Origin of the sequence: Microcoleus sp. N9_B4 (assembly GCF_036701635.1) — a bacterium.
Lineage (GTDB): Bacteria > Cyanobacteriota > Cyanobacteriia > Cyanobacteriales > Microcoleaceae > Microcoleus.
Genome location: NZ_JAUBRC010000032.1, coordinates 81,927 through 90,569 on the forward strand (window position 1 = coordinate 81,927; position 8,643 = coordinate 90,569).

At 43.3% G+C, this 8,643-nt stretch carries 6 protein-coding genes; 3 read left to right on the forward strand and 3 right to left on the reverse strand.

All coding sequences use genetic code 11. The features are described 5' to 3' along the window. Positions 1–24 precede the first annotated feature (24 nt). The 3 genes from QUA43_RS20765 to QUA43_RS20775 are packed head-to-tail and all read left to right on the forward strand — an operon-like array spanning position 25 to position 3,359. Positions 25–1,014 (forward strand): ABC transporter substrate-binding protein, encoded by a 990-nt coding sequence (locus tag QUA43_RS20765; protein WP_333376177.1) that lies wholly within the window; start codon positions 25–27, stop codon positions 1,012–1,014. Continuing rightward, positions 1,011–3,107, forward strand: a complete 2,097-nt coding sequence (locus QUA43_RS20770) for a SpoIIE family protein phosphatase (protein ID WP_333376178.1) — start codon at positions 1,011–1,013, stop codon at positions 3,105–3,107. The genes QUA43_RS20765 and QUA43_RS20770 overlap by 4 nt, the downstream gene beginning before the upstream one ends. Positions 3,108–3,131: 24 nt before the next feature. After that, the gene (locus tag QUA43_RS20775; protein WP_333376179.1) at positions 3,132–3,359 is read left to right on the forward strand and encodes a helix-turn-helix domain-containing protein; all 228 of its coding nucleotides are present in this window, start codon (positions 3,132–3,134) and stop codon (positions 3,357–3,359) included. Between the two features lie 69 nt (positions 3,360–3,428). Here QUA43_RS20775 and QUA43_RS20780 read toward each other — a convergent pair whose 3' ends face one another. The 3 genes from QUA43_RS20780 to QUA43_RS20790 all read right to left on the reverse strand — a co-directional run. Continuing rightward, the gene (locus tag QUA43_RS20780) at positions 3,429–4,442 is read right to left on the reverse strand and encodes a poly(ethylene terephthalate) hydrolase family protein (protein ID WP_333376180.1); all 1,014 of its coding nucleotides are present in this window, start codon (positions 4,440–4,442) and stop codon (positions 3,429–3,431) included. A gap of 324 nt (positions 4,443–4,766) precedes the next feature. Then, positions 4,767–6,152, reverse strand: a complete 1,386-nt coding sequence (locus QUA43_RS20785) for a response regulator (RefSeq protein ID WP_333376181.1) — start codon at positions 6,150–6,152, stop codon at positions 4,767–4,769. Then, on the reverse strand, positions 6,149–8,643 hold a 2,495-nt coding region (locus QUA43_RS20790), incomplete at its 5' end, for a PAS domain S-box protein (RefSeq protein WP_333376182.1). The genes QUA43_RS20790 and QUA43_RS20785, both read right to left, overlap by 4 nt.

An 8,643-nucleotide genomic window follows, 5' to 3' on the forward strand; every position in this document is an offset into this window, starting at 1 on the left:
TACACCAAGAATCCTCTAGCTAGTATGTCTAAATTACTCAATTACATCTGTATATTTATTACCTGCTGGCTGCTGTTTGCTTGTCAGTCTTCGGCACCTCTAAAAGTAAAACCTCCTGCCCTAAAAGTATCTTGTGTTCCTTTTGTTGGCTATACACCTCTGATCATTGCTCAAGAGAAAGGATTCTTCAAAGCGCAAGGGGTAGACGTGGAACTCAGCTATATAAAGCACTCACAATTGCTTTTCGCGGATTTCAGTGCAGGGAAGTATGATGCGATCGCATTGACCTTGGGCGATTTTGTGATTTTGAGTGCCACATATCCTGATATGCAAGCTGTGATGGTTGTGGATGAATCGACAGGGGCAGATGTGGTAGTCGCGCAATCGGATATTAAAACAATCCCTAACTTGAAAGGAAAAAAGCTTGGTGCAACTCTAGGCGACTTTAGCGAGGTTTTCGTTACTGAGATGTTGAAAACCTCTAAGCTGACAAGCGATGATGTTAGACTGGTTAAAGTCGAGACTTTTGAAGTTCCCAATCGCTTACAAAACAATGCTATCCAAGCAGGACACACTTGGGAACCCTATCTTTCTGAAGCATTAAAATTAGGGGCGCATATCCTGTTTACAAGCAAACAAACCCCAGGCTTAATTTTGGATTTAATCGCGTTTCGGGGTGAGGTGATACGCCATCGCCCCGAAGATATTCGCGCCTTTGTGCGAGGCTGGCTTCAAGGCTTGTCATATTGGGAAGCAAATATTCCCGAAGGAAAGGAGATCGTCAGCAAAGCATTGAATATTCCCATCAATACCATTTCTTTCGACGGAATAGACTTTACTGACTTTGCAGACAATCAAAATTTCTTTCAATCAAACAGTCATAATTATATCTACAAAACTGCCAAAAAATATACGGACTTTTTTATTCGCGCTGGCAATGTGACGCGCCTTCCCAATCTAGAAACCTTGTTCAATTCTTCTTTCTTAACCCCCCCTCCTAGTCTCAAACCATGAAGCGATTGTTTTTCAACAGCATTCGTACAAAGTTAATCGTGTCGTTTCTCGTCGTTGCTCTGATTCCGTTGCTGTTGCTAGCATTTGTCAACAAGCAGACAACAGAAAAGGCATTGACCGACAACGCACGACAAGCGCTATCTGCGGCGGCTAACGAAACCGCTTACAGAATAGATGGGTTTATCGATGGGAATCTCAATGCCGTGCGCGTAGAAGCGATTTTACCAGGTTTGGCTGCCTATCTGGGCATACCTCCAGAACGGCGAAATGGTAGTCCCCAAGAGATGTTAGCGACTGAAACCTTAACCAGGCTCAGTCGCAAAGATACGCTTAATATTATCTCCTATGCCTTGCTCAACTTAAAGGGACGGAATGTACTCGATACGAATACACTGGATGTGGGACGAGATGAATCCGGTCAAGATTACTTCCAAGAACCGCTCAAAACTCAACTATCTTTTGTTTCTAGCATTAGGCAATCGCCGACAATTCCCAACCTCGTTACGCTCTTCTTTAGCAGTCCTGTTCGCGATGCGAAGGGAAATATATTGGGTGTATTGCGGGTGACATACAATGCCACATCTGTCCAGCAGTTGGTGAGTCGGAAAACTGAACGTGCAGGTGCGAAATCGTTAGCCGTTCTTTTAGATGAGAACTATATCCATCTGGCACATAGCACTACACCGGAACTCCTTTTCAAATCAATTGTACCTTTGTCACCCAATGTTGTAGTGAAACTGCAACGCGAAGGGCGTTTGCCTAAAAATATAACGGAAGAACTTGCAATCAATTTGCCCGACCTCAAGCAGGCTTTAGACACTAAACAGCCTTATCTAATCACACGATTGACAGCTACGGGTAATAATGAGTTAAGCCTCTTAGCGATCGCCCGCCTGCAATATCAACCTTGGTCAGTTCTTTTCGCACAACCCATTGCCGTTGCCCTAGCACCTGTAGAAAAACAAATACAGGATGCACTTCTTTTATTAGCAATCATCGCCACAATTGTAACTATCATCGCTTTGGCGATCGCACAACTATTAACCAAGCCTCTGATTTACCTCACCCAAGCGGTTGCCCAGTTTACGGCGGGTCACTTAGATATGCGTGTGAAGATGGGATCGCGAGACGAAATTGGTCTGCTAGCACGATCCTTCAACAGCATGGCGAGGCAAATTCAAGAATCATTTGAAACCCTCGAAGACAAAGTTAAAGAACGAACATCAGAACTCGCTAATGCTAATCAGGAAATCATTACCCTCAACGAAAAACTCAAAGTAGACAACCTCCGTTTAGGTGCAGAAGTGAATGTGGCGCGTCAGATCCAGCAAATGATTTTGCCTAACCCTCATGAACTGGAAATTGAGGGACTAGATATCGCCGGATACATGGAACCCGCCGATGAAGTAGGAGGGGACTACTACGACGTGCTACAGATCGATGGTGTTGTCACGCTGGCGATCGGTGATGTCACCGGACATGGCCTGGAAAGCGGCATTCTGATGCTGATGGCGCAAACCTCAGTTCGCACCCTGCAAGAGATTCGTGGACTAGATCCAGTTCGATTCCTGGATGTACTCAACCGTACCCTCTACAAAAACGTACAGCGCATGAATTCTGAGAAAAGTCTGACACTGGCGATTTTGAACTACTCCGAAGGACGGATCAGCATCAGCGGTCAGCATGAAGAAACGCTAGTGGTGCGAAAAAATGGAGAAGTTGAGCGCATCGACACGATCGATTTAGGTTTCCCGATCGCTTTAGATGATGATATCGCAGGCTTCATCAGTCACATCCTGATTGAGCTAGAACCTGGAGATGGCGTGGTGCTATATACTGATGGCATTCCAGAAGCCTATAACATCGGCAAAAAGCAGTATGGACTTAAGCAACTGTGTGAAGTGATTAGTCAAAATTGGCACAAGTCTGCAGCAGAAGTTAAGGATGCGGTGATTGTAGATGTACGGCAATATATCGGTAAGCAGAAAGTGTTTGATGATATTACGTTGCTAGTCTTTAAGCTGCAGGCTGAGGTTACTGAAAACGGAAATTTAGTTGATAAAATTATGTCCGCCAAAGAAAGTCTACAATGAAGAACAAAGTTTGAGTAATACTTTATGAAAGTAAACTACCAAGAAAGAATTGATTTAACAGCAGACGAGTTAAAAATAATTTTGTCCGAGCAGCGAACTCTACCTAATAAACAAGAAAATCAGGCACTTTATTGGTTAAAAACTGGAGCGAGTCAAAGCCTTACAGATGTAGCTGAACGTTTAGGTGTAAATAAAATTACTGTACATAGATACTTAAAACAATATAGTCCTCGCGGTCTGTCAGATAAGTGATGCCCAATAATAAAAATGTAGGCACACTATCTATTAGCCTTAATCTATCTTACGTTTTTTGAGGTGGAGCTACTTAGAAGATGGTTTGGGAACTGCAACGGTGGTAACACGGACATTCGGATCGAGGGCGTCACCTTGAGAGTAAATATAATCAAATGCCGATCGATCTTTAAGCATATGTGCCCGCAAAAACAGGGCGCTCCAACGGGCGATCGTTTCAATACCCACGGCTCGCTCTAAGGTAGCAGTATTGCGATCGGGGTTCGCACCAGCGGGGTTATTAACATCGGTAATGCCGAAATGATTTGCACCCATAACAGTAATCAAAGCTTTGGGTGGTGTTTGAATTTGGTCAAAGGTGCTTTGAGATCGATCGGGCAGGGCGACACCATCGATATCCCCTTGAATCAACGCCACTGCAATGCCATCATTAGCGATGGGTACAAATTCATCAGCAATAGGATTCCGCAAGTTAGCTCCAAAAAATGCACCCGCTAATAGTTCTTTCGGGCGGGTAAATGGCTCTTGACACAAATACAATTCTGGGAGACATTTGTTAGCAATCACTGATAACCCCACTGCACCACCAAAAGAATGACCCAATAAACCCAGGCGCTGCGTATCGATAACAGACGCGATCGGAGATGTGGGCTTTGTGTTTTCGATCGCCATTTGAGACAAAACCGCCGCAATTTGCGAAGTTTCCGACGCCAAATTAGGCGGTGAAGTGGGATTGAAGGGCGAAGGGCGCAAATGGTTCGGAACGACTACCACAAAGCCGTACCGCGCCACATGGCTAGCGTAATCTGAATAAAATGATTTATCTACAAGCGCACCTTGCAATAAAAGTACAATGGGGAAAGAGTAATTACCGGAATTAAGATCGGATGGTTTAGGATAATAAATATCAGCTAAATCGTTATTAGCAGATATAGTCGTACTGTAAAAGCTAGTTTCTTTAAATGGCGGTGCATAATCGATTGTTGTGGCAAAGACTTTGCCACCAAGGACAACAAACGCAGCAATTACACAAACAATTGCTAGGGTTTTTGCTGTAAATAAATGAGGGGTTAAATTCATCATTATTTTGGGTTTGAGAGTGCATAAGCTACTAAAAAAAGCAAGTCGGCGACCCTTGGTAATTTAACGAGCGTTACCGGAAAATGTTTCCGACTCTGTGACAAATAGTAGGGGCGGGTTCACCAACAATACCTGCCAATAATTGACAATCTCAAAAACCCGCCCCGATCGGGATATTATGGTTAATCGATCGGACATGATATGACTCCTAAATAAACACGATTCACGATTTTAAACCCTTTTTGAATACTTGGAGTTTAGTGTGTCTTATAACCCTCCTAAATAAACACGATCCACGATTTTACACCCTTTTTGAATACTTGGAGTTTAGTGTGGCTTATCACCAACAAAATCTTCTTTAGAAAAACGTTTTTTAGAGTGGCAAATCGGAATTTCGATGGCTAATGTCGCCCCTTGATCCGGTATCGAAAAACAACGGAGTTGCCCCCCGTGGTTGTCCACTACAATAGTATAGCTGATCGATAACCCCAAACCCTTTCCTTGGCCCACTTGCTTCGTTGTAAAAAAGGGTTCAAAAATGCGTTGTTGAATCTCTTCTTTTATGCCCGGCCCATTATCAGTAATATAAATACCCACTTGACAATCGGAGAGTAACTTCGTGCAAATAGTAATAGTAGGGATGTGGCTGTTATCATCGGCCTCTTTTTCCCAACTTTTTTGTGACTGCAACGCATCAATCGCATTGCTCAGGACGTTCATAAAAACCTGATTCATTTGCCCCGCATAACATTCTATCTTTGGCAGAGCCTCATACTCTTTTACCACTTTAATTATCGTTTGATCTGCTTCATCTTTCAGCCGATGCTGCAAAATCATCAGCGTACTCTCAAGTCCTTCATGGATATCCACCGCTTTTAACTCAGCTTCATCGAGTCGGGAAAAATTCCGCAGCGATTGCACTATTTCTTCGATTCGGTTAGCTCCTATGCTCATAGAAGCAATTAACTTCGGCAAGTCCTTCCTGAGAAAAGTGAGATCCATCGCCTCTAGTTGTTCCTGGATAGCTGCTGTGGGATTGGGGAAATCTTCTGCGTAGAGTTGCACCAGCCTCAGCAAATCTTCAGTGTACTCCCTTACGGGCGAGAGGTTCCCTTTAATGAAGCTAATCGGGTTGTTAATTTCGTGAGCTACCCCTGCTACGACATTCCCTAAACTTGACATTTTCTCGCTTTGAATTAGTTGAGCTTGTGCATTTTGTAACTGTTGTAAAGCCAGCTCTAGCTGCTGAGATTTCTCCCGCTCTTTAGCTTCGGACTCCTGCAATCGCGCATTTTGCTCGTGCATTTTTTTTTGCAACCGCTGAATAGTTAGTTGATTTTCGACACGAGCTAAAACTTCTTCTAAATCAAATGGCTTGGTGATGTAGTCTACTCCTCCAACAGCAAATGCTGTGACTTTATCCAATACTTGATTTAAGGCGCTCAAGAAAATCACTGGAATACCCGAAGTTCTGCCATCCGCTTTTAAATGTTGGCACACTTCGTAGCCGTTCATCTGGGGCATCGTGATGTCCAGCAAAATCAAATCTGGCGGGGTTGAACGCGCTGCTTTTAATGCCATTTCCCCGTTTATTACCCCCCGAACTTTATATCCTTTGTCCCTTAGCATAATGGATAAAAGACGCAGGTTGTCTGGGGTATCGTCAACCACTAAAATATTGTCAACATAAGATTCTAATTTCTGGGTGTTCATGGGATAAATTTTTCTGTTAAGTCAGTAATTTTATCATATCTAAAATTATGAATCCAATCGGTAATAATCTCCGCAGAAGAAGTATTGGATTCAGGGATTGTGGCGACTAAACTTAAAATCAGGTCAGCATCTGCATCGATAGCTCCATGATGTAACTGTATCACCCACTCCGTAGGCATTGTCGCCAAAGTTGTCCTTAAAATTTCAGTTTTTTCCCCTTCTTTTACACTCAAGTCTTGACCCTCAAGCTGAGATAATGTAAAGTTCGGTAAATCTTCATAAATATACTGTACCCCTAAATGTTCAGCCATTTTGGCAAAAATAACTTCTTCTTGGAAAGGCTTGCTCACAAAATCGTCACAGCCTGATGATAAAACAATGGCTCGCTCTTCCTCAAAAGCGCTAGCGCTCAACGCAACAATCGCGGTAGCCTCATCTTGAATCTTGGCTTTAATCTGTCTGGTAGCCTCATACCCGTCTATCACAGGCATTTGCATATCCATCCAAATTAGGTGAGGTTTCCAAGTTTCCCAGATTCTAATAGCTTCTTGACCATTTACTGCTTCGCGCACCTCCAAGCCAAGCGGTTCGAGAAGATGAATCAATAGCAAACGGCTCTCCCATTTATCATCAACCACCAAGATGCGATATGAGGGTTGGTTGGGTTGTAAACCAATTACCCGCTTTCTTGATTGTCGAGGTTGAACTTCAGCCATCTCAGGGGAGCTAATTTGGATATCAAAACTAAAAATTGTTCCTCGATTCAAGGTACTGTTGACGGTAATGTCTCCTCCCATCAGTTGTACGAATTGTCGGCTGATGGGTAAACCCAAGCCTGTTCCTTCTTGAGATTTCCGACCTGCGTCAGTCTGCACAAAAGCCTTAAATAGAGAATCTAGCTCAGTAGGAGCAATGCCGTAACCAGTATCTTCCACTTCAAACGTAATAGTCCGTGGTTCGTTGTCTATGGGGGACTTTTGTTTCGCACTAATTGCTGCAACCCGAAGCGTTACACTGCCCTTCGCAGTAAACTTAATCGCATTTCCTAACAGATTAATCAAGACTTGACGCAATTTATTTTCGTCAGTTTTTACATACTGAGGAATGTTAGAGTTGATGTGCCAACTGAGCTGTAAACCTTTAGAATCAGCTTTGAGTTTGAGCATTTCTTCGAGAGAATGGAGCAAATGATACAGGTCAAAGCTAGTAGGATTTAAGGTAATCCGACCTGCCTCGATTTTAGACATTTCCAGCACGTCATTAATCAGCGTCAGCAAATGCTCGCCAGAACGGCTAATGATGCCTATCTGTCCCTGCTGTATGTGAGAAAGGGATGAGTCGCGCGCCAGCACTTGGGTAAAGCCGAGAATTGCATTTAGGGGAGTTCGTAATTCGTGACTCATTTTTGATAAAAATTCGCTTTTAGCCTTGTTAGCCGCATCTGCAACTTCTTTGGCTTTTTGTAAGGCCGCCTCTGCTTTTTTACTTTCCGTAATATCGCTTGCTGTGCCAGTTATTCCTAGAATATTTCCCTCGGAATCCCGCACTACAAGTGAATTAAACCGGAGATTGATAGGTCTACTATCTCTAGCTAATTGTATGGTTTCATACTGAAATACGGACTCTCCATTCAGCATACGTTGGAATATCTCGCTATCTTTGGGAAGTTGTTCAGGTATCTGAAACTCACTGAATTTTCGCCCTATCATTTCTTCAGGGCTGTAGCCAAAAATCTGTTGGACGGCAGCGTTGACGAAGGTATAACGCCCTTCAGCATCAAGTGACCAGATCATATCCTGCGATGTTTCAACTAAGTCACGGTATTTAGCCTCACTTTCTTTGAGCGCTTCTTCTACCCTTTGACGATCGGTAATGTCGTTAATGACTAAGAGAATACACGCTTCTCCACCCAGATCAATAATATCTGCTGATACCAGCATCTTCCTCACCTCGCCTGATGAAGTACAAAAATCAAATTCCTGATTCCGAAGCACTCCTGATTCTTGCAATAGCTGTCTGTATCTGCCACATTCTTCTAATTTAACCCAAAGATTCAACTCAATTGGTGTAAAACCGATTACCTGTTCGCGAGAGTAACTAAAAGTGCTGAGGAAACTGTCGTTGACTTCGATGTAGCGTCCATCTGCGAAACGGGCGAGCGCGATCGGGTTAGGACTGGAACGAAAGGCTGTAGAAAACTTTTCCTCTGACTGGCCCAAAGCTCTTTCTGTTTGCATTCTAACAGCGATTTCCTGTTGCAATTCTTGCGTTCTTTCTATAACCTTACGTTCCAGCGTTCGCGAGTATTCCCCTAATTGATCGTAAAGTTGAGCATTCTCAATAGAAATAGCAATTTGGGAAGATAAAAGTTTTAACAATTCTAGCCGATCAGTAGTAAAAGCCCCTTCAGTCAGGTTATTTTCCAAATAAAGAAGGCCAGTCAGCTTACCTTGGTGCAGCAGAGGAGTGCAAAGAATAGACTTCGGTTGAG